Source organism: Arthrobacter luteolus NBRC 107841 (assembly GCF_001552075.1).
Taxonomy (GTDB): Bacteria; Actinomycetota; Actinomycetes; order Actinomycetales; family Micrococcaceae; genus Arthrobacter_B; species Arthrobacter_B luteolus.
This window is the reverse complement of the sequence record NZ_BCQM01000004.1, coordinates 177,320-203,209: the sequence shown is the minus strand read 5'-3', so window position 1 is coordinate 203,209 and position 25,890 is coordinate 177,320. Positions and strand designations below refer to the sequence as shown.

Genomic DNA, 25,890 nt, shown 5'->3' with positions numbered 1-25,890 from the left:
CTGGGCTAATTGTCCGGCATGACCCGGCATTGCCCGGCGGCTGGGTTCCGCTCCCCGGTATGGTGCCTCACCCGGCCCGAACCAGCTAAGCCTTCAGCGCCAGCACAAACGGCAGCACGGATTCCGCGCCGGCCAGCCGGAGCGTGCGTCCGGCTTCGGTCAGGGTCCAGCGGCTGTCGGCGAAGTCGTCCACCAGCAGCACCGGGCCGGGGTTGGCGGCGAACCAGTCAGCGCCGCCGTCCGGCACCGCGAACTGCTCCCAGACCGAGGCCAGCCGGAAGGCACTGTTACCCCCGGAGCCGCCTGACGGTCCGCCGTGGGGAAGCTGCAGGGCACCCAGATACGGAATCCGGCCGAGCTCGGAGAGTCCCTGCGCCAGGGAACCGACCAGCTGTGGACGCGTTCGGCTCGGCACACTGACAATCGCGACGGGCCGTTCCTGCCAGCCCCACTGGGCCAGCACCTGGACGCAGCCCTGCAGCAGCGCCTGGTCCACGGGTGTGTCTTCAGCTCCGGACGCGAAGATCTCGCGCAGCCGGCCGCCCCAGCCGAGGTCGGTGAGGCGGGCCAGTGCCCGCCCTGTGGAGATGGCGGTGTCGGGCTTGATCTTGCCCTTCACCGGCACCCCCAGACGTTCCATGCCGGTGGGGTACATCCCGCGCGGATCGATGTCCACACCCACCCTGCTGAGCGCCTGCCCGGCGCTGTCCGTTGCCTCGGCGGCGACGTCGTCCGGATACCAGCGCCCCGCGCAGTTGTCGCACCGCCCGCAGGGAGCCGCCGCGGGATCATCCAGCTGCCGGGAGAGGAACTCCATCCGGCAGCTGCTGGTGTTTTCGTAGTCCAGCATGGCCTGCTGTTCCTTGACCCGGGCCGCGGCGATCCGCTCATACCGCTCGCGGTCGTAGGTCCACGGCCGTCCCGTCCCCCGCCAGCCGCCGGTGACCCGTTCCACGGCGCCGTCCACGGCCAGGACTTTCAAGAGCAGTTCCAGCGGTGAACGTTTCAGGTTCACCAGGGTTTCCAGCGCCGCCGTTGAAAGCACCGAACCGTCGGCCAGTTCCCGCAGCACGGCGTTGGCCGGGCCTTCGGCAGGCATGGAAGAGGTTGCGAAGTACTCCCAGATGTCCCGGTCTTCGGAGCCGGGCAGCAGCAGCACATCGGCGTTGGGGGTGCCGCGGCCGGCACGTCCGACCTGCTGGTAATACGCCACCGGGGACGAGGGTGCGCCCAGATGCACCACAAAGCCGAGGTCCGGTTTGTCGAACCCCATGCCGAGCGCACTTGTCGCCACCAGCGCCTTCACTTCGTTGTTCTTCAGCGCCGCTTCGGCCTGTTCGCGGTCCGCCGGATCGGTGCGGCCGGTGTAGGCCAGCACCTGGTGCCCGGCCTTCTGCAGCAGCCGCGCGGTGTCCTCGGCGGCGGAGACGGTCAGGGCGTAGATGATGCCGCTGCCGGGCAGGTCCGCCAGGTGGGTGAGGAGCCAAGCGAGCCGGCTGCGCGGGCTGGGCAGCCGGAGCACTCCCAGGCGCAGGGAATCCCGGGCGAGGGCGCCGCGGATGGTGAAGACCTCCTCGCCGCCGGAAGCCAACTGTTCCTCCACATCCTTCACAACGCGGGAGTTGGCTGTGGCCGTGGTGGCCAGCACGGGCACCGCGGCCGGCAGTTGTTCGATCAGGTGCCGGATCCGCCGGTAGTCGGGCCGGAAGTCGTGTCCCCAGTCGGAGATGCAGTGGGCCTCGTCAATCACCAGCAGGCCCGAGCGGCGGATGAGTTCCGGGAGATGATTCTCACGGAACCCGGGGTTGTTCAGCCGCTCCGGGGAGACCAGGAGGACGTCGACGTCGTCTGCTTCCAGCCGGGCGGAGATGTCCTGCCATTCGAGCTGGTTGGCGGAGTTGATCGCCGCGGCGCGGACTCCGGCGCGGGCTGCGGCGGAGACCTGGTCCCGCATCAGTGCCAGCAGCGGCGAGACGATCAAGGTGGGGCCGGCTCCGCGCGCCCGCAGCAGCAGGCTGGCCACGAAGTAGACCGCGGACTTGCCCCAGCCGGTGCGCTGGACCACCAGGGCCCGCCGCCCGCCGCGGACCAGGGCCTCAATCGCCTCGTACTGGCCTTCGTGGAACTCGGCATCCTCCCGGCCCACCAGGGCCCGCAGCAAGGCAGTTGCCTCTGCCCGCAGGGCTGCGGCCTCGCCTGGGCCGCCGGCCTGGCCGGGGTTGGATGCGGAGGAAGACTGGACGTTCTGCGCGGAGACGGATGCGGATTCCATACCTTCCACTATTCCAGCCTCCGCCGACACCGGGCCGCGTTCCGCCGGAGACCTGTGGAAAAAGCCGCCTGTGCACAGCCGGCGGCGGCCTGCTTGCCGGGCTGGCCTGCGCTCCCCTATAGACTTCAAGGCGTGACTACTGCATTTGATCTCTCTGCGTCCTTCAAGGCCTACGATGTCCGGGGTGTCGTCGGCGAGACCATCACCCCCCAGATCGTGAAAGCCGTCGGCGCTGCCTTCGTGGACGTGCTGGAGCTGGCCGGGGAAACCATCGTGGTTGGCGGCGACATGCGCCAGTCCTCCCCCGAGTTCATTAAGGACTTCGCCTCCGGTGCCACGGCGCGCGGTGCGTTTGTGCTGCTCCTGGACCTGATCTCCACGGACGAGCTCTACTACGCCTGCGGTTCCCTGAATGCAGCCGGTGTCACCTTCACCGCCAGCCACAACCCCGCGCAGTACAACGGCATCAAGATGGCCAAGGCCGGTGCCGTTCCCATCTCCTCCGAGACCGGGCTGAAGGAAATCCAGGAGGCCGCGGAACGCTACCTCAACGACGGCGTCATTCCGTCCGTGGAAAACCCGGGCCAGGTCAGCGTCAAGGATGTCCTCGGCGACTACGCCGCGTACCTGCGCAACCTGGTGGACCTGCGCGGCATCCGCCCGCTGAAGGTTGTGGTGGACGCCGGCAACGGTATGGCCGGCCTCACCACGCCCGCCGTGCTGGGAGATTCCCTCCTGCCCGGCCTGCCCCTGGACATCGTCCCCCTGTATTTCGAACTGGACGGGTCCTTCCCGAACCACCCGGCCAACCCGCTGGAACCGGAAAACCTCCGCGACCTGCAGGCCGCCGTCGTCGAGCACGGCGCGGACCTGGGCCTGGCGTTCGACGGCGACGCGGACCGCTGCTTCGTGATTGACGAGCTCGGCGCGCCGGTCAGCCCGTCGGCGATCACCGCCCTCGTGGCCCGCCGCGAGATCGCCCGGGCGATGGCTGCCGGTGAGGACGTTCCGGTCATCATCCATAACCTGATCACTTCGCGTGCCGTGCCGGAACTGGTCGAAGCCTCCGGCGGCCGTGCGGTCCGCACCCGCGTCGGGCACTCCTTCATCAAGGCCCTGATGGCCTCCGAAGGCGCGGTCTTTGGCGGCGAGCACTCGGCGCACTACTACTTCCGCGACTTCTACAACGCAGACACCGGCATGCTGGCCGCCATGCACGTGCTGGCCGCCCTCGGGGAACAGGGACTGCCGCTCTCCGACCTGGCGCGGGAGTACGAGCCGTACTTCTCCTCGGGCGAGATCAATTCAAAGCTCGACGACGTTCCCGCCGCGGTGGCCCGTGTCCGCGCGGAGTTCGAACGGCCGGGCGTCACCGTCGATCTCCTGGACGGATTGACTTTCACCTCAGATGACGGCGCCTGGTGGTTCAACCTCCGCGCGTCCAACACCGAACCCTTCCTCCGGCTGAACGCCGAGGCAGAGGACCTCTCCACCATGGAGCAGGTCCGCGACCGTGTCCTTGAACTAGTTAGGAAATGAGCTCATGGCTGATGTAGAACTGGCCGGCGGAGAACCCTCCGCCCAGGTACAGGATGACCTGAACTCGCTGCTGGGCACCGCCCTCGGTGTCACGCAGGAACAGCTCGAAGCGCAGGGGGCTTTCCTGCCCGCTGCCCTCGTGGTGCAGAACGACGGCGAGCTGCGGATGGTTGCCGTCTCTCCCGAGGAGAGCGACGAAGAACTGGATGCAGAGGCGATGATCGACGACCTCTACACCGTGCTGGCGGATCAGAAGGACCAGAACCGCGCCGTGGCTGTCTTCTCCGACATCACCCTGCCGGATGAGGGCACCGACGCCATCCATGTGGTGGCCGAGCACTCCGAAGGTGTGTGCATCTCCGCGATCCAGACCTACTCCGAGCAGGATGGTCAGTGGACCTTCAGCGACCCGATCTGGGAGTCCGGCGAGCCGATCGTCTGGGCAGCTGAGGACGCTGCGGAAAACTCAGCGGACGACGCCGAGGCCTAACCTGCCTCAGTTCCCGCGGGGCGGATGTGCCCGGCGGAAACAGCACTAAGCAAAAGGGAGGATCCCGCACCCGGTGCGGGATCCTCCCTTTTGCGTGTGTCAGCTGCTATTTGGCCGCAGCGAAGCGCTCCTTGACCTCGGCCAGCTTCGCGGAGAGCTCCTCCGGCAGCGACTCACCGAAGCGGGCGTACCACTCGTCGATGCCGGCCAGCTCGGTTTCCCATTCGGCGGGGTCCACGTTCACCGCGGCCTCAACCTCGGCCGGAGTCATGTCCAGGCCCGCGAGATCGATCGAGTTCCCGGTCGGCACAAAGCCGATCGGAGTCTCGACGGCGTCTGCCTTGCCTTCGAGGCGCTCGATGACCCACTTGAGCACACGCGAGTTCTCGCCGAAGCCGGGCCAGGCGAAGCCGCCGTCGGCCGTGCGGCGGAACCAGTTGACCAGGAAGATCCCCGGCAGCTTGTCCTGGTCGGCTTTGCCGCTGAGGGTGATCCAATGCTTGAGGTAGTCACCGGCGTCGTAGCCCATGAACGGCAGCATGGCCATCGGGTCGCGGCGGACAACACCCACGGCACCGGCGGCAGCGGCCGTGGTCTCCGAGGACAGGGTGGAGCCCATGAAGATACCGCTGGCCCAGTCGCGTGCCTGGGTTACCAGGGGCACCGTGGTCTTGCGGCGTCCGCCGAACAGGATGGCGGAAACCGGCACACCCTCCGGGGAATGGTATTCCTCGGCCAGCATGTCGATCTGGTCGATCGGAGTGCAGAACCGGGAGTTCGGGTGGGCTGCCGGGGTCTCCGTCTCCGGGGTCCACTCGTTGCCCAGCCAGTCGGTCAGGTGCGCGGGAACGTCATCGGTCATTCCCTCCCACCAGACACCGCCGTCGTCGGTCAGCGCGACGTTGGTGAAGATGGAGTTGCCCTTGGCAATGGCGCGCATCGCGTTCGGGTTCGTGCTCCAGCCGGTGCCCGGAGCGACGCCGAACAGGCCGGCCTCCGGGTTGGTGGCGCGCAGTTCGCCGTCGTGCCCGAAGCGCAGCCAGGTGATGTCGTCGCCCAGGGTCTCGACCTTCCAGCCTTCGACCGTGGGGTCAAGCAGGGCCAGGTTGGTCTTGCCGCAGGCAGAGGGGAACGCCGCGGAGACGTAGTAGTCCTTCTTTTCCGGGCTGGTGAGCTTCAGGATGAGCATGTGCTCGGCGAGCCAGCCTTCGTCCCGGGCCATCACGGAGGCGATCCGCAGGGCGTAGCACTTCTTGCCGAGCAGCGCGTTGCCGCCGTAGCCGGAGCCGTAGGACCAGATGGAGCGGTCTTCGGGGAAATGGACAATCCACTTCTCCTCGTTGCACGGCCAGGCCACATCGGCTTCGCCCTCGGCCAGCGGAGCGCCGACGGAGTGCAGCGCCGGAACAAAGAAGGCATCCAGTTCTTCCATCTTCCGCAGCACGTCGGTGCCGATGCGGGCCATGATCCGCATGGAGGCGACCACGTAGGCGCTGTCGGTGATTTCCACACCGAACTTGGGGTCCTCGGCGTCGAGGTGTCCCATCACGAACGGAATGACGTACATGGTGCGGCCGCGCATGGAGCCGGCAAAGAGGCCGTCCAGCTTGGTCCGCATCTGGGCCGGGTCCATCCAGTTGTTGGTGAAGCCGGCGTCTTCCTTCTTCTCGGAGCAGATGAAGGTCTGCTCCTCGACGCGGGCAACATCCTTGGGATCGGAGAAGGCCGCGAAGGAATTCGGGAAGGTTTCCGGGTTCAGGCGGGTCAGGGTGCCGGCGTCGACCAGTTCATCCGTCAGCGCCTTGTTTTCTGCTTCCGAACCGGTGACCCAATAGACCGCGGAGGGCTGCGTCAGCTCGGCCACCTGCTGCACCCAGGCAAGCAGGGCACGGTGGGTTGTGGGCGCCTCATTGGAGGCTCCCTTGATCTTGCTGTCCTGCAATTGGCCAGGAGCAGCGTTGCCGCTCTCATCGAGAACTAGCTGACGCGCGTCATCGCCCATGACTCTTCCCTTCGTTGGGTCAGTGGTGTTTTTTGATGCTATTTGGCCATCCCTGTGATTCCGGTGCGGAAAGATACTACCTATGTGTCCTACACCTCCCCTGTCTCCCTAGATTTCAGGGCAAATTCACCTTTCGGAGGGCTTTGGTGTGACGAAGGTCATATAGACCGGTCTAGTGTTTGGGCGTAACGGAACTCGATTGGCGTTCTCCCAGGAACCCCGCTATAGTTATCTACGGCCAAACAGCCACGGAAGAACTTGAAAGAAGCGCTGAAAAGCGAAGAATCCAAGGATATTCCAGAATGCGTGCGTAGCTCAACGGATAGAGCATCTGACTACGGATCAGAAGGTTGGGGGTTCGAATCCCTTCGCGCGCACCACTGAAAACCCGGTTCGACCAGCAGAAATGCGGTCGGACCGGGTTTTTTCTTGTTCAGCTGCTGGAACCGGAGGGCCACGGCCGGACTCCTTCCCCGCACCTTGTTCCCAGCTGCCCTAGATGGAAGGCTCGTCTCCATGGCTGAATCCTTGGAGACAGACGTTGTAGTCATTGGAGCCGGAGCTGCGGGTGAGAACGCCGCGGCCCGTGTGGTGCAGGCGGGACTTGAGGCCATCCTGGTGGAGTCGGCCCTGGTCGGCGGTGAATGCTCCTACTGGGCCTGCATGCCGTCGAAGGCTCTTCTCCGTCCCGGCACCGCCCTGGCGGAGGCGAAGGCGGTGGACGGTTCCCGCGAAGCGGTGGCGGGCCCCCTCGACGCGTCCGCCGTGTTCAAGCGCCGGAACTCCTTCACCTCCGGCTGGGACGACGCCGGGCAGGTCAGGTGGGTGGAAAGAACAGGCATCGGACTGGTCCGCGGCCGCGCCCGGATCAGCGGCGAACGTGCCGTGGAGATAACCGGCGACACCGGTGCCGGTGCGCACCTCACGGCCCGGCACGCCGTCGTCCTGGCCACCGGTTCCACGCCGGTCACTCCACCGCTCGATGGCCTGGAAGAGACCGGCTTTTGGACCACCAGGGATGCGACCTCCGCCGGGGAAGTACCCGGGCGCCTGCTGGTCCTGGGCGGCGGCGTCGCCGGAACCGAACTGGCCCAGGCCTATGCCCGGCTGGGCTCGGAGGTGTCTCTGGTGGCGCGGCACGGCCTGCTGGAACTGTTCCCGCGTCCCGCCGCCGAGCTGGTCGCCGCCGGTCTGCGGGCCGACGGTGTGAAGATCCACACCGGCACGTCCGCTGAACGGGTCTTCCGGGATGACTCCGGGTCCATTGTGATGGCGCTGCCCGGCGGCGAGTTTCTGTACGGTGACAGGCTGCTGGTCGCCACCGGACGGCGTCCATCGCTCCGCGGACTGGGGCTGGAGGACCTGGGACTGGACCCCAAGGGGCTGGCGACCGATGACAGCGGCCTGGTCACCGGCGCCGGCAACTGGCTCTACGCCGTCGGCGACGCCGCAGGGAAGGTCCTGCTGACGCACCAGGGCAAGTACGAGGCCCGGGCGACGGGCGCCGCGATTGCGGCCCGGGCCAAGGGCGAGATCGGCTTTGATGCCCCTCCGCCGTGGAGCCCCTACGCGGCCACAGCGGACCACGCAGCCGTGCCGCAGGTGATTTTCACGGACCCCGAAATCGCGATGGTGGGTCTGACTCCGGAACAGGCCAGGGAGCGGGGAATCCGGATCTCAGAGACCTCCCTGCCGATCAGCGTGGCGGGGTCATCGCTGTTCGCTGACGGTTATGAAGGGTGGGCCCAGATGGTGGTGGATGAGGACCGGTCGATTTCCGTCGGGTTCACGTTCGCCGGTCCGGGAGTCGCCGAACTGCTGCACGCGGCCACCATAGCGGTGACGGGGGAGGTTCCGCTGAACCGGCTCTGGCATGCGGTTCCGGCCTATCCCACCATCAGCGAGGTCTGGCTGCGCCTGCTGGAGAAATACGGGCTCTAACCTTCGGCGGCCCGTGCCACCGGCAGCCAGTCAGCCGCGGGGAACCACAAAGTGGGTGATCTTCGCGTCCCTGCCGTCCAGTTCGGCCCACGGAATCTCCACATCCATCACCGTGAGCCCGGAGGTCGGGTAGCGGGTGGCCATGTCCATGACCGAGTCCTCGTCGGAGGATACCGAGGCCAGCCGCATGGCCAGATCCTGAACTCCGGGCATGTGGGCGATCACCAACAGGCTGGTGACGGTCTCCGGCACATGGTTGATGACGGTCAGGATGGAGCCGGCGGAGGCGTCGTACAGCCGGTCCTCAAGTTTCGCGGTCGGAGCCTTCTCCCCCAGCTCGTCGCACACCCAGGTGCAGGTCTGCCGGGTGCGCAGGGCGGAGGAGCAGAGAATGAAGTCCGGAACGGCGTCGTGCTCCCGCATCCAGATGCCGGCCTGCGGCGCATCGCGGTGCCCGCGGCCGGACAGCGGACGTTCGTGGTCCGAAGTGACCTCGCGCGGCCAGTCTGCCTTGGCATGCCTCAGCAGCATCAGTTTTTTTACGTGGTGGCCGCTCATGGGCCAAGTCTATCCGCGCGGGAGGCCGGCACCCGGCCGGCCTCCCGCCCGGCAAACTAGATGCTGTACTCCGGTGCCGCCCAGACGACGACCTCGGGGTGTTCGTAGAAACGGTAGCCCTGCCCGCGCACGGTCCGGACCGTGTTAGCCAGGCGGCCCAGCTTGGAGCGCAGCCGCCGGATGTGCACGTCGATGGTGCGCTCGTTGGGCATTTCCTCCGCGTTGCGCCACAGCCCGGAAAGCAGCTCTTCGCGTCCCACAGTGCGGGAGGCGTTCTCCACCAGGTAGTTCAGCAGCTCAAATTCCTTGAACGTGAGGTTCAGGGTTTCGCCGTCCAGGTGGACTTCGCGCCGGGAAAGGTCGATCAGGACTCCGGAGGGACGCGGAGCACTGGGCTGCACGGGTGCCGGGGCCGGAGTCTCCTGGCGCAGGCGGCGGTTCACGGTCGGGTCGCCCAGCGCCTGGCGAACGACGTCGATATCCGAGCCGGCCGCGTCGGTCGGAGCCAGTGCGACGGCGGCATGGCTCTGTGCGCCAGGGACGAGCGTCTGGACGTGCGCCCGGATTTCCTGGGCCAGCTTGGTCAGCGTGGTGCCGTTGGCCGCGGCTGTGTCTTCGTCGAGCCCGACGTAGATCACGAAACCGCGGGCAACGTTGTCATTGGATGCGGACGCCGGACCAGCGGCGCCGGCAGGTGCTGCGGCTGGAGTGGGGGCAGTCATGGGCAGCCCTTCAGGAGCTGGGCGGAAGGGGCGCGCACCGGTCGGAATGACCTGGCCGGGAAACTGCTGGGCGGCACCCGGGGCACCGAACTGGCGGGGGAATCCAGCCGCCGAGGAGCGGGGCATTCCTGCAGAACGGTTCTGAGCATTGCGAAGGGAGATGTGGACGTACCCGGATGCTACTGACATTTTGGGACCTCATAATGAATTGCCGTCATCACGGCACTATGCAGGGGGTGTGCCCGGTCGAGATGGCGCAGGGGTTGTGCCCTTCGTTGGGCTTGTGTGTTGGCTGGGGATTGGGGGTGGTATCCCTAGGCCTGCATTCGACGACAGCAGTTCTTCGCGCCGGCATGGCTGCCAATGAGAAGATCTGCGACACATGCTGTCGTGTGGATGTTCACGTTACGGATTATTGCATGTAACAAAGAGATACGCACAAGTAACAAAGTCGGGCATGTCTCAGATAGTGGACCTTAAGTGGTGTTTTGTGACCGAACTCACGGATTATGCCCTCTTGCCGAAGGATTCGTCACTCCGGACCTGCGGGGCTAATTCGTACTCCCATAAGGGATTTTTGCCTGGAAAGCCGCTTAAATAAACCAGCGGCTCATAAGCACACTTATGAACCGCTGGAAGTCAAGCGATAGCGATTTGTCCGCATAGTGAGACAAATCGCGGCGTCAGATCCCCTCTGAGGACTAGTTGACGACCCCGTAGAGCCGATCCCCAGCATCTCCCAAGCCGGGCACGATATAGGCGTTTTCATCGAGGCGCTCATCGATGGACGCCAGAACGATCGTGACGTTGGCTTCGGCCAGCTCTTCCTGGAGGACGCTCAGGCCCTCCGGTGCGCCCAGCAGGCAGATGCACACGATTTCCGCGGCGCCGCGCTTGAACAGGAACTTGATGGCTTCGCGCAGGGTGCCGCCGGTGGCCAGCATCGGATCGAGCACGAAGACCTGACGGCCGGTCAGGTCATCGGGAAGGCGTTCAGCGTAGGTAATCGCCTCCAGCGTCTCCTCGTTGCGGGCCATGCCCAGGAACCCGACCTCGGCGGTGGGGACCAGCCGGGTCATACCTTCGAGCATGCCGAGGCCGGCACGCAGGATCGGCACCACCAGCGGGGTGGGCTTCACCAGCCCGGTACCGACGGCGGCGGTGACCGGGGTTTCGATGTTGACGGGCTCTACCCGGACGTTGCGGGTGGCCTCATAGGCCAGCAGCGTCACGAGTTCTTCGGTGAGCTGTCGGAAGACCGGTGAAGGGGTGTCCTTGTCCCGGAGAACCGTCAGTTTGTGGGCTACGAGGGGATGATCCACTACTAGTACGCGCATGAGTACAAACTACCATCGCGGTTCCCGGCGCCCGGGCCGGAAATTGCGGGCCCCCGCACGAAATAAGGGACCATGACTGTATGGAATCCATCACCACTGAGCACGAGGCCTGGATGGGGCTGGCGCTGGCCGAGGCACGCGGGGCGCTGGCGACGTCGGACGTGCCGATTGGCGCCGTCGTTGTGGGCCCGGACGGCCGGATCCTGGGCACCGGGCGCAACGAGCGTGAAGCCACCGGCGACCCCACCGCGCACGCTGAGGTGGTAGCCATCCGGCAGGCCGCGGCGGCCGTCGGCGAGTGGCGGCTGGCGGGCTGCACCCTGGTGGTCACGCTGGAACCCTGTGCCATGTGCGCCGGGGCCATTGTGCTGGCCCGCATCCCCCGGGTGGTTTTTGGTGCATGGGATGAGAAGGCCGGCGCCGCCGGTTCGGTGTTCGAGATTCTGCGTGAGCCGCGCCTGAACCATTGGGTGGAGGTGTTTCCCGGCGTGCGGGAGGCTGAGTGTGCCGCCCTGCTGCGGGAGTTTTTCGGTGCCCGGCGCACGCCCGGCGGTTCCCTGGCTGCTGACTAGCCCGGCTGCTTACTAGCCGGACTGCCCACTAATAAGTAGGCTTGCTTTTGTCCGTATGGCAGCAACAGCAGCTAGGAGCAGGCATGAGTTCAGAGCATCAGGAAGGCGTCGACCGCGTCGTCAGCATTCTGGAGCACGCGAAAATCGGCAACCTCACCACCATGGACCTCAAGGGCAACCTTGTCAGCCGTCCACTGGAGCTGCAGGAGACGGATTCGGACGGCAATCTCTGGTTCTTCACCCAGGACCCGTCACCGAAGGCTGATGAGATCCGCGCCAACCCGAACGTCAACGTTTCTGTGGCGGATAAAAAGGGCTACCTCTCGATCAGCGGCCGGGCGGAGATCAGCAAGGACCAGGAGCGGATCCAGGAGCTTTGGAAGGCCTCGGCTGCCGCCTGGTTTGAACAGGGCCGCGAGGACCCGACGGTCGCCCTGATCAAGGTCAACAGTGAGACCGCGGAGTACTGGATCTCGGACGAGCCCAAGGTCGCCAGCATCTTCAAGATCGGCAAGAGCGCGGTGACCGGGCAGACTCCGGACATCGGGAAGAACGACGTCGTCGACCTTTAGTTCGTTTGGCGGCGGGGCGGCTAACGGCTGATGGTGGGCGGTTTGCTGGCGCAGCCCGGGGCGTTTTGGGGCTGGAGCCCATGACCCGGTAAGGTTGTCCCGTTGGTGACGTGTCCGAGCGGCCGAAGGTGCAACACTCGAAATGTTGTTTGGTGTAAAAGCCAACGTGGGTTCAAATCCCACCGTCACCGCCATGGAAAACCCCGTAGATCCCTTGGATCTACGGGGTTTTTCTTTTGCCGGGGCCCCCACGGTTGGCCCAAAGCCCCGAAATGCCCGCCGGGTCTTTAGGGTGGGTGTGTCCGCAGCTCCGGCCCTGCGAAAGGCCGGCCGATGACCAGGCAGCGAGGAAAATGTGAACGAGCGTCCTATCTCTGACGGCGGTCCCTCAGCCGTCCGCAGCAGTGCAGATCCCAGCGGTTCCCCGGGGGCTATGACAATCGGCCAGCTGCTGGCGGAAAGCCGCGCCGGACTCGAGCGTGTCCCTGCTTCCGAGCTTGAGCGGGAAATGGCAGCAGGCGCCCTCGTTGTGGATACCCGGCCGGCCGATCAGCGGGAGCGCGACGGTGACCTTCCCGGAGCCGTCGTTATTGACCGAAACGTCCTCGAGTGGCGGCTCGATCCCTCCAGCCCGCACCGGCTTCCGATCGCAGGCGGCCACACCCGGCGGATCGTCGTCGTCTGCAATGAGGGCTACAGCTCCAGCCTCGCCGCCCACACCCTGCAGCGGCTGGGGCTCACCAGGGCGACCGACCTGATCGGCGGTTTTCAGGCCTGGGCAGCGCTGCACGCACAGGGCTGAACCAGGACTGAACGGGCCTGCCACCCCCGCAGGCGCCCGATATTGGCTGCTGAGCAGGTGTTATACCGTTGCAGCGTGACGGACACACGCAGCGCCTGGCAGTTCGCAGCCCTCACGTTCGGAATCGCCTACGGCTGCTCCGGCGCGCTGATCATCGCGGCCCGGTTCGGATATGAAGTGAACAATGTCGTCACCACGGTGCCGGAGTTCCTGGCGAACGTGCCCTTCGCGATCTACATTCTCTCGCCGGCTATCGCTTCCTACATCATCCTCAGAAGGAACCGGAAGGTCGCTGGTCTTGGCGACTGGCTGAAGCTCGTGTTCTTCGCCAGGGGCCGCCCGGTGGGCTATCTGCTGGCCGTCTCGGCACTCGTGACGTACTTCTCGCTTCACCTGCTGGTCTCCGGGCCATCTGTCCACGCCCTTCCCTGCATCATGTTCGTACTGTCTCTGCCCGGCAACCTCATCATCGGCGGTATGGAAGAGGCCGGCTGGATGACCGCACTGCAGCCCGGGCTGGAACGGCGGTGGGGCTTTGTGGTGTCCTCCCTGGTGGTCGGGTTCATCTGGCTGCTCTGGCACATCCCGCTGTTCTTCATCCCCGGCACAAACCACGAGTCGGGCCTCATCAACTTCTGGATGTTCGCTGTCCAGATCATGGCGTTCCGCTTCCTCTACGGCGCGATCTTCACGGTTTCGCCCAGGAACGCAGTGTTCCTGTGCATCCTCTGCCACACCATGTTCAACGCCGCCAGCTTCACCTTCGGCATCCCACCGGCAACCTGGGCGGGCACCATCGCGGCGAACGCAGCAGTGGTGGCCCTCGCCGCCACAGCGGTGGCCGTCTCAGGCCGGTTTGCGGAGCGTCCCAAGGCCATCCCGAGGTAGCACTGCCAACTGCGAAGGCCCCGTTCCCCTTGGCTACAAGGGAAACGGGGCCTTCGGACTCTTTGGGCTAGACCCCGGTTACTCGCCCGGTTCGGTCCGGCGATCCGCCGGCCGGGCGCCGGCGATGGCGGCGCGGACGTCGCCGGCCTCGTGCCCGCCCTTCTTCTTGCCGAACGGCAGAACCTTGAGCAGCGGGTGCAGGACCGCCATCACCACCAGGCCCCAGGCCAGTCCGAGGATGGCCGAGCACAGGGTGTTCACGAGCCAGGCCAGAGCCCCTCCCACCACCGGAATTCCGGCGACAGGTGACTCGAGGATATGGACCAGGTCGTACGGCAGATGCCAGCCGAGGTCGTAGGCCCCCTGCAGCATGATGTGGCCGCCAACCCAGAGCATGGCGATCGTGCCAACAAGGGTGATCGCTGCCAGCACGGAGGGCATCCCCTTGACCAGCAATTCGCCGAAGCGCTTCGAACGCGCGGAGTCCTTGGTGGTCAGGTGCAGGCCAATATCGTCCATCTTGACGATGAGTGCGACGGCACCGTAAACGAGCACCGTAATCGCGAGCGCCACAACAACCAGGATGATCGCGCGGACCCACAGGGATTCCCCAGCCACCTCGTTCATCGAGATGACCATGATCTCGCAGGACAGGATGAAGTCCGTGGTGATGGCACCCTTAACAACCTTGGCCTCCGCGTCCGGACCCCGGTCGACGGCCGGCGTCTTTTCGGCGGTGTGGTGGCCGAAGAACTTGTGCCATACCTTTTCCGCACCCTCATAGCAGAGGTAGGTACCGCCCAGCATCAGGATGAACGGAATAACCGCCGGAACGAACGCGCTGACCAGCAGCAGGGCCGGCAGGATGATCAGCAGCTTGTTCCGCAGCGAACCCCAGAAAATCCGCTTGATCATCGGCAGTTCGCGGGACGGGTCCGCTCCGGACACATACTGCGGGGTGACCGCAGCATCGTCGATCACCACACCGGCGGCCTTGGCTCCCGCTTTGGCGGCTCCGGCCGCGATGTCGTCCACCGAGGCCGCCGCTATCCGGGCAAGGGCAGCGACGTCATCCAGCAGGGCTACGAGACCGCCGCTCACAGCCCGCGCCCCAGCAGGCAGATGGACGGCTGGGCGGAGAAGCGTCTGTTGAAACGCGTGTTTAGCATCTTCGGATTATATGGCGGCTGGCTGACCGTCGACACGCACCGGGCGCATCAGTTGGGACGGTTCCGGCCAGCGCCCTCTCCCGGCTCCCGCCCCGCCCCGGCCGCTGATCCATTGCGTCCCCATTCGCTTGCGGCTGCTGTGCGGCTACCCTATCGGTGAGACCCCGACTGCGCCGGGATTCCCGGCGCACCCACGGACAGGAGATTCACCGTGACGGTACGGATCCTGCGGCCTGACAGCCCGGTGGAAGAGCTCGACGACGAAGAGACCGGCACCCGCTACGCCTACCATGTGACTCCGGGCGGGGTCCTGGTGGTGTTGGAGTGCCCCGACGACGGCAAATGGCTGGTTCTCAAGGAAATCTCCGCGCCCCGCTGGAACGAGGTCTCCGGACGCCGGTTCATCGGCGACGTGGCGAGCATAGGAGGGCTCGACGGCGGCAAGGCGGATGGGCGGCCCAAGTCCACGAAGCTGCCCCCGCCCTGAGCCGGCCCCCTCTGTCATATCGGCGGCACATCTGCTCTGCCGACCTGCAGGCTTAGTTTTCCCAGAACTCCCGCAGCGCCTGCGCCACGTCGTCTCCCTGGCGCCACCCGGCCTGGGCCGCAGGTCCGCGGGTGGAGCGCAGCAGCGGGTTGGCGCCGAAATCCCGGAGCGCCGCTTCGTCGGCTTCGAGCAGGAAGGTCCGGCTGTGCTGGTCCAGTTTGGCGATGGCCTCGGGCAGGCTCGGCCCGAACGGGCTTCCGGGCGTTTCGGGACCGCACGCCAGCACCAGGATTTTTCCGTATCCCTCGGCCACATCCGCGTTCGTGGCCGAGCGCATGCCGCCGTCCATGTACTGCCGGCCGAGGATCGTGACCGGAGGCCACACCGTGGGCACAGCGCAGCTGGCGGCGACCGCCCGGGCCAGTTCGACGTCGGACGTTGAATCGAGCACCGTAAAGGTTCCGTCTTCGGCGTCCACCACGGTGATGCCGAACGGTTTGTCCGGCCACTGCCTGCCCGGCAGCAACGACCGGATGCTGGCGACCCACTCTCCCTCCGTCATCACCGCGGGCGTGGTGCGCGCCAGCTCGCCGACCCGGGCGCGGGCAGCCCGCTCGTCGCCGTCGCCCCGTCCCGCCGTCGCCGTCAGCTCAATGAATGCCTCGCTGCTGAACCCGCTGGGCTCCTTGTAGGACTCCTCCGCGGCCGGAGCCGGGCCGGTGTCCGGAGCCTGCTCGGCGTCAGCCAGCTGGGCCGCGAGCACGGCTGGGAGCTGGCCCATGCGCAGGGCCGCGCCCACTGTTGATCCCGCCGACGTGCCGATGACCAGGTCCGCGGCGTTGAGGTTGATCCCCTGTTGCAGCAGTGCCGCGAGCGCCCCCATCTCCCAGGCAATTCCGGCAACTCCCCCGCCACCAAGGACGATGGCCCGTGTCTCGCTCATGTTCCGCGCTCCTTCAGCTCTCGGCACCACTGCCGGGAGTCTAGACCGGCGCAGCGCCGAGCGGCAGCCGCCGGGTTCATTTCGGCACAGGACGTGCCCGGTATTGAATAGGGTCATGGCATTACGCGTTCTGATGGTCGGCCGCAAGCACGAGGACTGGGTGATTGACGGCATCCGACGCTACGAGAAGCGGCTGAAAAAGCCCTTCGACCTGTCCTGGGTGTCCATTCCGCACTCCGCCCGGGAGAACGACGCCGCGCGTAAGGAGGAGTCTGAACGGCTCCTCGCGAAGCTGGGCAGCGACTACGTGATCCTGCTCGATGAGCGGGGCAAGGCCATCACATCCCCGCAGCTGGCCAAAACGCTGCAGAAACCGCTGGACAACTCACGCAACGTCACGCTGATCATCGGCGGTGCGTACGGCGTCGACCAGGGCGTGCATGACCGCGCGGACTTCGTCTGGTCCCTCTCCCCATTGGTTTTCCCGCATCAGCTGGTGCGGCTGATTCTGGCGGAACAGGTCTACCGGGCCCAGGAAATCGCCGGCGGCCGTCCCTATCATCACGAATAATCCCGCCTGGTTTCTCAGCTCCCGGCGGGCCGCGGCCGTGCGTGCCCTGCGAGGTCCATGCCGTGGCGCTTCTTTCCACTTCGCTGCCTAGTCACTGCGTATTCACTGCCCAGTCACTGCGTAACAATCTGGTGTGCTTCTGACGCGTCCCGCGGTGCGGTTTGACCCGGCCCCGCCGCAGGTTCAGGGTGAATCCATGAGAACTACGGTTTCGAAGTCCCCGGCGGCCCTGACCGTCCGGCTGGCTGGCCTGGCAGTGCTTGGCTCGGTATTGCTCAGCGGCTGTTCCGGCAGCAGCAACGAAGCTGCCGAGTCCCCTTCCGCCAGCTCCTCCAGCCCCTCCCCGAGTGCGTCGGCGAGCGCCACGCCGTCGGAAACCGCGACGGCGGCCCCCAGCGCCTCGTTGGAGCCCGGGGTTCCGTCCACCGTGCCGCTGTGCACGGCGGACAAGCTGACCGGAGCTGTTGAGGACACAGCCGGCGGCGGCGCGGCAGGCAGCGTGTACCGCACGCTGGTGCTGACCAACACCTCCTCGGCAACCTGCTCCACCATGGGCTTCCCCGGCGTCTCCTACCTCAGTGTCTCCGGCAGCCAGGTTGGAGCCCCCGCGGTCCGGTCGGAGGGCACACCGGAGACCCTGGTGGTCCTGGAACCGGGTCAGTCGGCCACCGCTGTCCTGCGGGAAACCCGTCCGGAGAACTACGGTGACGCCTGCGGCCTCGTGGCCACGTCCGGGTTCCTTGTGTACCCGCCGGAAGACACGGCGTCCCTGACCATTGCCCATGCCGGTTCCGGCTGCAGCAGCGAGGACATCGAGCTGTTGGGCATCGACAGGCTCCAGGCAGGCTGACCCGGCCCACCCGCTAGCCAGTGCCACCGTGCTGGCATAGGGTGCCGCCCATGGACATTCTCCTTATTCCTGGTTTCTGGCTGGACGGCTCCTCCTGGTCGGCGGTCACGCCTGCGCTCACTGCCGCGGGGCACACGGTTCATCCGCTGACGCTGCCGGGGCTTGAGTCTCCGGACGCGGACCGCAGCGGCATCGGTCTGCGGGACCACATCAACGCGGTTGTCCAGGCCGTCGACAACCTGGACGGACCCCTGGTCTTGGTGGGGCATTCCGGCGGCGGGGCGATTGCCTACGGGGTGGTGGACGCCCGCCCGGAGCGGATTGCCCACACGGTGTATGTGGACTCAGGCCCGATGAGCGACGGCGGGGTCATCAATGACCAGCTGCCCGAGGTGAACGGGGAGATCCCGCTGCCGGACTGGCAGTTCTTCGAAGCCGCGGATCTCATCGGCCTCACCGACGATTTGCGGACCATGTTCCGGGACCGGTCCATCCCGGAGCCGACAGCCGTGGCCTATGATCCGCAGGAGCTCTCCGACGAGCGGCGCTGGAACGTGCCGGCCACGCTGATTGCCTGCGAATTCCCGTCCGTTGTGCTGCAGCAGTGGGTAGCGGACGGGCACCCCTTCGTCCAGGAACTGGCCCGGATCAAGGACGTCGAATTCGTCGACCTGCCCACCGGGCACTGGCCGCAGTTCACCCGGCCGGCGGACCTGGGCGAGGCGATTCTGGCCGCGGTGGACCGGACGGCGTAGCTGGTCTGTCAACTATCGCGTTGTTTCACGCAGGATTAGCTGCGGGGCCACCGGTGTGCGTTCGGCCGGCAGCCCCAGCATCACCCGCGACACGAGTTGCTCCACCGCGTGGGCAGCGACGAGCTCCGGGTCCAGGTCGATGGCAGTGATTGCCGGGTGAGACGAACGGGTCTGCTCAGAATCAGCCCCGGCAACCAGCTGCACTTGGCCCGGCACGTCGATGCCGCAGGCCGTGAGCTGCTCCAGGATGCCGCGGGCGTGCCTGCCGGTGAGGCAGTAAATGGCATCGGGTGGTCCGCCGCTGCCAAGGAGCTCTTCAGCAGCCTTCCTCCCGCCCTCCGTGCCTGCGGCCTCGGGCTGTGCCACCACTCGGGCAGGCATTCCGCGCCGTGCAGCCCAGTCCCGATAGGCAGCGGTGGAGTCCAGGTTCCAGGCATTGTGGTCATGCCCGGTAACCAAGGCGATGTTGCTCGCACCGGATGCTTCGAGCCGGTCCAGCACCTGTTCGGTTTCCTCGGAATCCATGGAGCCGATCCAATCCGTGAAGCCGGGACGATCAGGAACCCTGCCCACAGTCACGAAGGGCAGTGAGGATTCCTGCAGCAGCTCGAGGACAGGGTCCGATTCGAGCGGGTCAGCGATGATGTACCCGTCCAGCGCAAGAGCCAGTGGCGGGCGGGGCAACAGGGAGAGATCGCGGACCAGCATCACGCTGAGGTTCCGCTCCAGGCATTCCACGGCAACCGCGCCGGTCAGCCGGGTGAAATAGTCGACGCCGGCGGGGCGGTAGGTGCCGAGCGTATCCAGGGGGCGGAGCATCAGTCCTACTACTCCCAGGGGCCCGCTCCGCATCCCGCGGGCCAGGGGGTCGGGCTGGTAGCCCAGGCGGTCCGCCGCTTCGCTGATCCGTTTCCGGGTAGCCGCCGAGAGGGTTCCTTTGCCATTGAGTGCGTGTGACACCGCGGTGATGGATACCCCGGCAGCACGCGCCACGTCACGGATGGTGATTCTGGACGGCAATGTTTCTCCAATCTGACGGCAGTTGGTAACGGTTCGGCATCGGAACCGGCCTAGCGGTACATAAAACGTTTTATACACCTAGATTACGAATCTATACGGGCGCGTCAAGGCTCGTCTTAGCTTGATCTAGGAAAAGGGTAGACATGAAAAAAGGTGTACTGACCTCGTCGCTGGCACTGACGTTGACGCTTGCCATAACGTCCTGCAGCGGTGGATCCGGCGGCGGACAGGCCGCTGCCGGAGATGAGGACCGCTTGGCCGAACTGGCCGTAACCACGCCGGCCGCCGTCGGCGAACTGGAGTCGGCTACCTGGAACCTGCCCTTTGGCGAACCCGCGTCCCTCGATCCCATCCTGGCGTTCAACTATCCGGAGAACACCGTCGTCGCAAACATCTGCGAAGGCCTCATGATGATCCAGCCGGACTACTCGGTTGCCCCGAATCTGGCTGAGTCCTTCGAGACGCAGGACGGGCAGACCTACGTCTACCAGCTGCGGCAGGGCGTTACGTTCTGGGATGGCTCCCCCATGACTGCCCAGGACGTGGTCTACAGCCTGAATCGCCACGTTGACCCCGAGGAGGGAAGCTACTGGTCGTCCGACGCAGTGAGTGGGAACATCGCTTCCATCGAGGCGACAGCGGAGACCGAAGTCACCGTCACGCTCAAGACTGCTGACTGGACGTTCAACTCCTACATGGCAACTCCCATGGGTGTGGTTGTCAGCGAGGAACACCGCAAGGCCACCGGCGAAGCCTACGGAACTCCGCAGGGCGGGGTGATGTGCACCGGCCCGTTCTCGGTAGCGGATTGGAACAGCGGCCAGAGCATCACGCTCGCGAAGAACGAGGCATACTGGAACACCGACCGCATCCCCAAGGTCGCCAAACTCGAAATCCAGTTCATCGTTGATCCCGCAGCAATCAGCAACGCACTGGTATCCGGTGCCATCGACGGCTCTTATGACGTTCCGCTGAGCGCCGTGTCACAACTTGAGCAGGCTGAGAACGGACAGCTGGTGCTGGGCAAGTCCCTGCAGATGCTCGCCATTATCGCCACCGGTGACGGTCCGCTGGGTGACCCGGCAGTCCGCCGGGCGCTGTGGACCGCGACGGACCAGGACGCCCTGTCCGCCACGGTCTTCGAAGGCACTGCACGTCCGGCGGTGTCCCTGGTTCCGGACGGCGGCTGGTCCTACGCAAATGACATTTTCTCCGCTGCCCGCGCCGAACTCCCCGGAGCGGAAGCAGACGTTGCCAAGGCCAAGGAAATCCTGGCCGAAGCCAAAGCCGATCTTTCAGAAACCATTACCATCGTCTATCCCAGCGAGCGCTCCTACTACGCTGACATGATTTCCGAACTCGCCCGGGCGGGGAAGGAAATCGGATTGGATGTCCAGCCCCAGGGCGTTCCGAGCGCACAGTTTGGTGCGTTCTTCTCCGATGCAGAGGCACGTGCGGGGCACGGCGCGTTCGTTACAACGAACTACATGGACGTTCCCGATCCGTTGGTCTTCCTCCGCACGATCGTCCAGGACGGCGGATCGCAGAACTTCTCCGGCTACTCGAACCCCGAGGTAGAGGCACTCCTGGATAAGGCCCAGACCACCGCATCCGAGACGGAGCGCGCGGAGTTGACGGCAGAGCTCGAAGCACTGGCGATGCAGGATATGCCCTGGCTGCCCATTGTTGATCCTGCCGTCCGCCTCTTTATCAGCGACCGGGTCACGGGTGTACCGGCGTCCTTCGCATACCTCTACTACCCGTGGGCTGCGGACCTCGGCGCGGCGGAGTAACCAGGTTCCATGACCTACATCGCCAAACGCCTCCTCGCTCTGATCGGTATTGTCCTTGCGTCGAGTTTTGCGGTTTTCGGCGGCCTGTACCTTGCACCAGGAAGCCCCGAGCAGTTCCTGGTGCAAGGACGGACCGTCAGCGCAGAAGTACTAGCCTCCATCCGCGAGCAGTACAACCTCGATGATCCGTTCCTTGTCCGGTATTTCTCTTGGGTCGGCAACGCCCTGCAGGGGAACTTTGGCCAGTCGCTGGCCAATCGGCAGGAAGTCGCGGACCTGCTGGCCAGCCGCCTGCCCACGACAATCTGGCTGACCGTCTTCGCTGCGGTGCTGATCGTCCTCCTCGGCGTCGGCCTCGGCGCGCTGGCCGGACTGCGGCCTGGGGCGCTGGACAACACCGTACTTTTCGCCTCAAACCTCGGGTTTGCTGTGCCGACTTTCTTCGCCGGGCTGCTGCTGATGAGTCTGTTCAGTGTCCAGTTGGGGTGGTTTCCCGTCTTCGGCTCGGGGAGTGGGGAGGGAATCGCAGGGCGCATCACCCATCTGACGCTTCCAGCCCTGGCACTGGCACTTCCTTCTATCGCCGTAGTCGCCCGCATAACGCGCACGGCGGTGCGCGAGGAGCGCCAGTCAGAGCACGCCCAAACCGCGCGGTCGCGCGGCGTTCCGGAACGGATAGTTGTTCCGCGGCACGTGATCCGCAACTCCCTGTTGCCGGTTACCACTGTCTCGGGCGTGCACATTGCCGGACTGCTGGCCGGCGCGTTCGTAGTGGAGTCAGTATTCACGCTAGACGGGATCGGCGCCCTGCTGGTCACCGCAATACAGCAGAAGGATTTCGCCGTGGTCCAGGCAGTTGCCCTGATTATGGTGGTGGCATTTGGCGTCATCAACCTGATGGTCGATCTTTTGTACGCAGTTATCGACCCCCGTGTCCGGCTGGGAGCGGCAGCATGAGCCGCGTCCCCGCTTCGGAGCGGACCCCTGAAGTAACTGGCAGGAACCGGAAGGAACGGAAGGCCGCCGGCCGCCGCAAGGGACTCGACGGCCCACTGGCGCGGATCTGCCTGGGCTGGCTGGTGCTGGTGGCTCTGCTCGCCGTCGTCGGACCGCTCATCACTCCCTTTGATCCCACCGAAGGGAACATCGTCGAACGGTATCTGGCTCCCGGCGTCGAGCACTGGCTGGGCACGGACCAGGCCGGGCGTGATCTCTTCGCCCGGCTGGCAACAGGTGCACGGTCCACCATTCTCGCCGCCTTGGCTGTCGCAGCTTTGACGGTCCTTTTCGGTGGCAGTCTGGCCCTCGTAGCTGTCTGGTTCGGCGGCCGCGTTGACGGGGTGATTACCCGCTTCCTGGACTTCCTCTTTGCTTTCCCGAATCTGCTGCTGGCCGTCCTGGCGGTGGCAATCTTCGGTGCCCGGGTCGAAACTGCCGTGGTGGCTCTAAGCATCGGTTTCGCGCCCTACACGGCCCGGGTCATCCGGAGCGTGGCTTTGCGCGAGCGGAACCTGGGGTATGTCCGCTCCGCGGAACTGCAAGGCATATCCGGGCTTGTCATCACGTTTCGGCACCTGCTGCCAAACGTCAAGCAGCAGATCCTCACTGGCGCCAGCATCAACTTCGGCTACGCCATGATCGACCTTGCTGCCCTGTCTTATCTTGGTTTCGGTGTTCAGCCGCCCGATGCAGACTGGGGACTTATGGTCTCCTCCGGGCAAGCTTCGCTGCTGGCCGGTTATCCGCAGGAGAGCATCTACGCAGGCACCTGCATCGTCCTGACCGTGGCCGCACTGGGCTACCTGGGCGAGCAGCTGGGCGGCCGTCGTGCCGCAGGGAGGGCATAATGCTCCAGCTCGAAAACGTCGGCCTGCGCATCGGCGCGGGGCCGGAGGCCAAGACACTGCTGCAGGACATCAATCTCGCCGTTGCTTCGGGCGAGTCTGTGGGGCTTGTCGGTGAATCGGGTTCCGGCAAATCCATGACGCTCCGAAGTATCCTGCGGACTCTGCCCGAAGGCGGTCAGTCCTCAGGCTTAGTCAGGTTTAATGGCGCCGAAGTTGGCCGCTTTTCCCGCGAAGAGCTGCGCCGCTTCCGGGCAGCTGAGGTCTCCATGATTTCGCAGAACCCGATGGCGGCACTGAACCCCGTCCTGCGGGTCGAGCGTTTCCTTATCGAAGGCATCCAGGCCGCCCGGCCGCGCACCAGCGTCGCGGAGGCGCGTTCCACTGCCCGCGGACTTCTGTCCGACGTCGGGATCCACGATCCAGAGCGGTGCCTGCGCGCCTATCCGCACCAGCTCTCCGGCGGCATGCTCCAGCGCGTGGTGATCGCCGGATCAGTGGCACGGGGCAGCTCCCTGCTGCTGGCTGACGAGCCGACTACCGCCTTGGACGTAACCACCCAATCGGATGTTATTGCAATCCTGAACGACGCCCGGAGGGACGCCGGAATGGCCATGATTTTCGTGACCCACGACCTCGATCTGGCTGCAGCGGCCTGTGAACGCATCGCCGTGATGCAGCGCGGACGGATCGTTGAATCGGGGCCGGCGGAACAGGTGCTGAATTCACCTCAGCATGAGTACACACAGATGCTGGTCGCTTCCAAGCCCAGCCTGACGCACCGCGCCGGATATCCGGCCGCCACTTCGGAGGCAGATAAATGAGCTCCCAGCTGTCCGAGGCCATCGTGGCCGTCCGGAACCTGAACCGGTCCTTTACAACTGGAGCGGGTAAAGCCCGCAGGACCGTTCAGGCAGTCAAGGACGTCAGCTTCAGCATTGAACGCGGCACCTGCCTGGCCGTGGTCGGGGAATCCGGGTCCGGCAAAACCACTGTGGCGAGGATGCTGGTCGGTCTTGAGTCGGCGGACAGCGGCTCCATCCTGCTCGACGGAGCCGAAGTTACCGCCGGTTCCAGCCGCCGGATCAGGCGCCGGCGCTCGAAAAACATCCAGATGGTGTTCCAGGACCCGCAGGGAAGCCTCAACCGCAGGCTTCCAGTGTCGACCGCCATCACCGAGATCCTTCAGGCTCACTCTGATTTGGATGCCCGTGCCCGGCGGCAGAAGTGTCTCGCGCTGTTCAGCGAAGTTGGGCTGGAACCTGGGCATGCGGGCGCTCTGCCCGATGAGCTTTCCGGCGGACAGAAACAGCGCGTCGCGATCGCGCGTGCCCTGGCGGCTTCACCCAGCGTCATTGTCCTGGACGAGGCCGTTTCAGCACTGGATGTAACGGTGCAGGCGCAGATACTGTCCCTGCTGGAGAGGCTTCGCGTGGAGAAGCAGCTGACGTACCTGTTCATTACCCACGACCTCGCAGTCGCGCGGCAGGTGGCAGATACGGTGATGGTGATGCAGCATGGTGCCGTTGTTGAACACGGACGGGCTGCCGAGGTGCTTGACGCCCCACAGCATCCTTACACGCGCCAGCTACTGGACAGTGCACCCCGTCCTGGATGGGTGCCCAGACGCCGCGAGAACCTCGGTGCTGCATGATGGACGGTTTTGTAGCCGAGCAGCCTCCACTGGTACAGCTGGCCTCCGGCAGCGCCCACGACCGCGGGCTTCAGCGTGGACGTGCTGGCGGTGAGCGGCTCTCGGCGGGCTGGAGCACCTATGCCGGGCTCTTTTCCGCCGGTGGAATCGATGCTGCCCGGGTGCGGGAGGAAGCGCTGGCGTCCCTGGCAGCCGTTGAGGCTTGGGATCCGGATCTGGCCGACGAGATGCGTGGAACCGCAGCTGGCTCAGGCCTCACCGAGTGGCAGGTTTCAGCCCTGAATGCACGGACAGAGATCCTCTCCCTCGCTGGAGGTCAACGGCCCGGTGAATGTTCCACGGTTATCAGTACCATTCCCGGACAGGTATTCTCCGCCCAAACCTGGGACTGGCATGAAGAGCTGTCAGCGTCCTGGCACCTGCAGTCAGTCAGCCATCCGGGAGGTTCCTTTGTGGGCCTGACTGAGTTCGGCATCCTGGCCAAAATCGGTGTGAACAACCATGGAGTCGGAGTCCATCTCAATGTCCTGGGCCACCGTGAAGATGCTCCTGGGGCAGTGCCCGTGCATCTGGCGGCAGCCCAGGTTCTCTACCGCGCCCATACCCTGGACGAGGCGCTGGATCTGCTCCTGGCCGCACCGGTCCGGACGTCCAGTTCCATCTCCGTGGTCACACCCCAGGGCGCCCGGATGGTGGAGCTGAGCCCGGCGGGACCCCAGGTCGTGGGCCACGGTTACGGCAACTACTTGCTCCACACCAACCATTTCCTCTCTGATAAACCTGCAGCCGGAGAGCGTGTGGAGCTGTACCAGCCCGATTCCGGCCAGCGGCTGGAACTGCTTTCCCGTCGCTGCCGGAACCATTTTGACCCAACCGGCCCGACGGATCTTGTGCCATATCTGTGCTCAAGGCCAGGGGACGGCGCCGACCTGTGCTGCGTTCCAGCGGCTGGAGCCCGGTTTGGGGATCGGTGGCGGACGCTGGCCACCGCCCTCATCCATCCGGAAACCGCGCTTCTGCAGGTTTCCCCGGGGGCGCCCACCGAGGCAGGGTCCGGCACCTGGCAGCAGCTGACGGCCAGGCCCTAGCGGGACCTAAGGAGCAACACG

Annotated in this window: 25 protein-coding genes and 2 tRNA genes; 19 read left to right on the top strand and 8 right to left on the bottom strand. The window is 65.5% G+C overall.

Annotated elements, in window-relative coordinates:
* Positions 1-85: 85 nt before the first annotated feature.
* A complete protein-coding gene (locus tag AL3_RS09575) occupies positions 86-2,272 on the bottom strand; it encodes a RecQ family ATP-dependent DNA helicase (protein ID WP_083521628.1) in 2,187 nt (728 codons plus the stop codon).
* A gap of 132 nt (positions 2,273-2,404) precedes the next feature.
* On the opposite strand from AL3_RS09575, the gene AL3_RS09570 reads away from it, so the two are divergent.
* Together AL3_RS09570 and AL3_RS09565 are read left to right on the top strand one after the other, a co-directional pair.
* Entirely contained in the window at positions 2,405-3,811 is a 1,407-nt protein-coding gene (locus AL3_RS09570) for a phosphomannomutase/phosphoglucomutase (protein WP_066299908.1), read from the top strand.
* A gap of 4 nt (positions 3,812-3,815) precedes the next feature.
* On the top strand, positions 3,816-4,301 hold the full coding sequence (locus AL3_RS09565) for a hypothetical protein (protein ID WP_066299907.1): 486 nt from the start codon (positions 3,816-3,818) through the stop codon (positions 4,299-4,301).
* 106 nt (positions 4,302-4,407) lie between these two features.
* On the opposite strand, the gene AL3_RS09560 is transcribed toward AL3_RS09565, so the two are convergent.
* Positions 4,408-6,303, bottom strand: coding sequence for a phosphoenolpyruvate carboxykinase (GTP) (locus AL3_RS09560; protein WP_083521627.1), 1,896 nt, complete (start codon positions 6,301-6,303; stop codon positions 4,408-4,410).
* Positions 6,304-6,607: 304 nt separating this feature from the next.
* On the opposite strand from AL3_RS09560, the gene AL3_RS09555 reads away from it, so the two are divergent.
* Together AL3_RS09555 and AL3_RS09550 are read left to right on the top strand one after the other, a co-directional pair.
* Positions 6,608-6,683: transfer RNA gene (locus AL3_RS09555), tRNA-Arg, on the top strand.
* A gap of 136 nt (positions 6,684-6,819) precedes the next feature.
* Positions 6,820-8,244: a dihydrolipoyl dehydrogenase family protein gene (locus tag AL3_RS09550; protein WP_066299904.1), complete on the top strand. Its 1,425-nt coding sequence runs from the start codon at positions 6,820-6,822 to the stop codon at positions 8,242-8,244.
* Between the two features lie 30 nt (positions 8,245-8,274).
* Here the strand turns inward: AL3_RS09550 and AL3_RS09545 are convergent, their stop codons facing one another.
* The 3 genes from AL3_RS09545 to upp all read right to left on the bottom strand — a co-directional run bounded on the left by AL3_RS09545 (position 8,275) and on the right by upp (position 10,861).
* Positions 8,275-8,802: a SixA phosphatase family protein gene (locus tag AL3_RS09545; protein ID WP_066299901.1), complete on the bottom strand. Its 528-nt coding sequence runs from the start codon at positions 8,800-8,802 to the stop codon at positions 8,275-8,277.
* 56 nt (positions 8,803-8,858) lie between these two features.
* Entirely contained in the window at positions 8,859-9,713 is an 855-nt protein-coding gene (locus AL3_RS09540) for a winged helix-turn-helix domain-containing protein (protein ID WP_066299895.1), read from the bottom strand.
* A gap of 512 nt (positions 9,714-10,225) precedes the next feature.
* Positions 10,226-10,861, bottom strand: coding sequence for a uracil phosphoribosyltransferase (upp, locus tag AL3_RS09535; RefSeq protein WP_066299894.1), 636 nt, complete (start codon positions 10,859-10,861; stop codon positions 10,226-10,228).
* 80 nt (positions 10,862-10,941) lie between these two features.
* Here upp and tadA point away from each other — a divergent pair, with 80 nt between their 5' ends.
* From tadA to AL3_RS09510, 5 genes are all read left to right on the top strand, one after another.
* Positions 10,942-11,433, top strand: coding sequence for a tRNA adenosine(34) deaminase TadA (gene tadA, locus AL3_RS09530; protein WP_066299893.1), 492 nt, complete (start codon positions 10,942-10,944; stop codon positions 11,431-11,433).
* Positions 11,434-11,516: 83 nt separating this feature from the next.
* Positions 11,517-12,005, top strand: a complete 489-nt coding sequence (locus AL3_RS09525) for a pyridoxamine 5'-phosphate oxidase family protein (protein WP_066299890.1) — start codon at positions 11,517-11,519, stop codon at positions 12,003-12,005.
* A 104-nt stretch (positions 12,006-12,109) separates the two neighbouring features.
* Positions 12,110-12,199 (top strand) — tRNA-Ser (locus AL3_RS09520).
* 161 nt (positions 12,200-12,360) lie between these two features.
* The gene (locus AL3_RS09515; protein ID WP_246168651.1) at positions 12,361-12,807 is read left to right on the top strand and encodes a rhodanese-like domain-containing protein; all 447 of its coding nucleotides are present in this window, start codon (positions 12,361-12,363) and stop codon (positions 12,805-12,807) included.
* A 75-nt stretch (positions 12,808-12,882) separates the two neighbouring features.
* Entirely contained in the window at positions 12,883-13,695 is an 813-nt protein-coding gene (locus AL3_RS09510) for a CPBP family intramembrane glutamic endopeptidase (RefSeq protein WP_066299888.1), read from the top strand.
* Positions 13,696-13,773: 78 nt separating this feature from the next.
* Here the strand turns inward: AL3_RS09510 and AL3_RS09505 are convergent, their stop codons facing one another.
* On the bottom strand, positions 13,774-14,796 hold the full coding sequence (locus AL3_RS09505) for a DUF808 domain-containing protein (RefSeq protein WP_066299885.1): 1,023 nt from the start codon (positions 14,794-14,796) through the stop codon (positions 13,774-13,776).
* Between the two features lie 279 nt (positions 14,797-15,075).
* Here AL3_RS09505 and AL3_RS09500 point away from each other — a divergent pair, with 279 nt between their 5' ends.
* Entirely contained in the window at positions 15,076-15,351 is a 276-nt protein-coding gene (locus AL3_RS09500; RefSeq protein ID WP_066299879.1) for a hypothetical protein, read from the top strand.
* A gap of 52 nt (positions 15,352-15,403) precedes the next feature.
* On the opposite strand, the gene AL3_RS09495 is transcribed toward AL3_RS09500, so the two are convergent.
* Entirely contained in the window at positions 15,404-16,294 is an 891-nt protein-coding gene (locus AL3_RS09495; protein WP_066299877.1) for a patatin-like phospholipase family protein, read from the bottom strand.
* A gap of 115 nt (positions 16,295-16,409) precedes the next feature.
* Between AL3_RS09495 and AL3_RS09490 the strand changes: the two genes are divergently transcribed.
* The 3 genes from AL3_RS09490 to AL3_RS09475 all read left to right on the top strand — a co-directional run bounded on the left by AL3_RS09490 (position 16,410) and on the right by AL3_RS09475 (position 18,470).
* Positions 16,410-16,865, top strand: coding sequence for a 23S rRNA (pseudouridine(1915)-N(3))-methyltransferase RlmH (locus tag AL3_RS09490; protein WP_066299874.1), 456 nt, complete (start codon positions 16,410-16,412; stop codon positions 16,863-16,865).
* Between the two features lie 196 nt (positions 16,866-17,061).
* Positions 17,062-17,715 (top strand): DUF4232 domain-containing protein, encoded by a 654-nt coding sequence (locus AL3_RS18075; RefSeq protein ID WP_083521626.1) that lies wholly within the window; start codon positions 17,062-17,064, stop codon positions 17,713-17,715.
* A gap of 50 nt (positions 17,716-17,765) precedes the next feature.
* The gene (locus AL3_RS09475; RefSeq protein WP_066299864.1) at positions 17,766-18,470 is read left to right on the top strand and encodes an alpha/beta fold hydrolase; all 705 of its coding nucleotides are present in this window, start codon (positions 17,766-17,768) and stop codon (positions 18,468-18,470) included.
* A 12-nt stretch (positions 18,471-18,482) separates the two neighbouring features.
* Here the strand turns inward: AL3_RS09475 and AL3_RS09470 are convergent, their stop codons facing one another.
* Complete coding sequence (locus tag AL3_RS09470; protein WP_246168652.1) at positions 18,483-19,490, bottom strand: LacI family DNA-binding transcriptional regulator; 1,008 nt, start codon at positions 19,488-19,490, stop codon at positions 18,483-18,485.
* A gap of 143 nt (positions 19,491-19,633) precedes the next feature.
* Between AL3_RS09470 and AL3_RS09465 the strand changes: the two genes are divergently transcribed.
* The 6 genes from AL3_RS09465 to AL3_RS09440 are packed head-to-tail and all read left to right on the top strand — an operon-like array spanning position 19,634 to position 25,869.
* Entirely contained in the window at positions 19,634-21,283 is a 1,650-nt protein-coding gene (locus tag AL3_RS09465; protein ID WP_066299862.1) for an ABC transporter substrate-binding protein, read from the top strand.
* Between the two features lie 9 nt (positions 21,284-21,292).
* Positions 21,293-22,240: an ABC transporter permease gene (locus AL3_RS09460; protein WP_066299860.1), complete on the top strand. Its 948-nt coding sequence runs from the start codon at positions 21,293-21,295 to the stop codon at positions 22,238-22,240.
* Positions 22,237-23,130, top strand: coding sequence for an ABC transporter permease (locus AL3_RS09455; RefSeq protein ID WP_083521625.1), 894 nt, complete (start codon positions 22,237-22,239; stop codon positions 23,128-23,130). Before AL3_RS09460 ends, AL3_RS09455 begins: the two co-directional genes overlap by 4 nt.
* A complete protein-coding gene (locus tag AL3_RS09450; RefSeq protein WP_066299858.1) occupies positions 23,130-23,951 on the top strand; it encodes an ABC transporter ATP-binding protein in 822 nt (273 codons plus the stop codon). The genes AL3_RS09455 and AL3_RS09450 overlap by 1 nt, the downstream gene beginning before the upstream one ends.
* Positions 23,948-24,781 (top strand): ABC transporter ATP-binding protein, encoded by an 834-nt coding sequence (locus AL3_RS09445; protein ID WP_066299857.1) that lies wholly within the window; start codon positions 23,948-23,950, stop codon positions 24,779-24,781. The genes AL3_RS09450 and AL3_RS09445 overlap by 4 nt, the downstream gene beginning before the upstream one ends.
* Entirely contained in the window at positions 24,778-25,869 is a 1,092-nt protein-coding gene (locus tag AL3_RS09440; RefSeq protein WP_066299851.1) for a C45 family autoproteolytic acyltransferase/hydrolase, read from the top strand. The genes AL3_RS09445 and AL3_RS09440 overlap by 4 nt, the downstream gene beginning before the upstream one ends.
* The last annotated feature ends 21 nt before the right edge of the window (positions 25,870-25,890 follow it).